The organism is Pseudoxanthomonas jiangsuensis, from assembly GCF_010093185.1.
Lineage (GTDB): Bacteria > Pseudomonadota > Gammaproteobacteria > Xanthomonadales > Xanthomonadaceae > Pseudoxanthomonas > Pseudoxanthomonas jiangsuensis.
The window spans coordinates 1-660 of sequence record NZ_PDWL01000098.1; the positions used below are offsets into that span (position 1 = coordinate 1).

General features: G+C 51.4%; 1 protein-coding gene. It reads left to right on the forward strand.

Features of this window, described 5'->3' with window-relative positions:
- Positions 1–660, forward strand: a 660-nt coding sequence (locus CSC62_RS17445; protein WP_162407904.1) for a tail fiber protein, incomplete at both ends; no start/stop codon positions are given.

Below are 660 nucleotides of genomic sequence, written 5' to 3' on the forward strand. Positions count from 1 at the left end.
AGGGGCAGGCGTTTGACAAATCAGCCTACCCAAAACTTGCTGTCGCGTATCCATCGGGTGTGCTTCCTGATATGCGAGGCTGGACAATCAAGGGGAAACCCGCCAGCGGTCGTGCTGTATTGTCTCAGGAACAGGATGGAATTAAGTCGCACACCCACAGTGCCAGTGCATCCGGTACGGATTTGGGGACGAAAACCACATCGTCGTTTGATTACGGGACGAAAACAACAGGCAGTTTCGATTACGGCACCAAATCGACGAATAACACGGGGGCTCATGCTCACAGTCTGAGCGGTTCAACAGGGGCCGCGGGTGCTCATGCCCACACAAGTGGTTTAAGGATGAACAGTTCTGGCTGGAGTCAGTATGGAACAGCAACCATTACAGGAAGTTTATCCACAGTTAAAGGAACCAGCACACAGGGTATTGCTTATTTATCGAAAACGGACAGTCAGGGCAGCCACAGTCACTCATTGTCCGGTACAGCCGTGAGTGCCGGTGCACATGCGCATACAGTTGGTATTGGTGCGCACCAGCATCCGGTTGTTATCGGTGCTCATGCCCATTCTTTCAGTATTGGTTCACACGGACACACCATCACCGTTAACGCTGCGGGTAACGCGGAAAACACCGTCAAAAACATTGCATTTAACTATATTG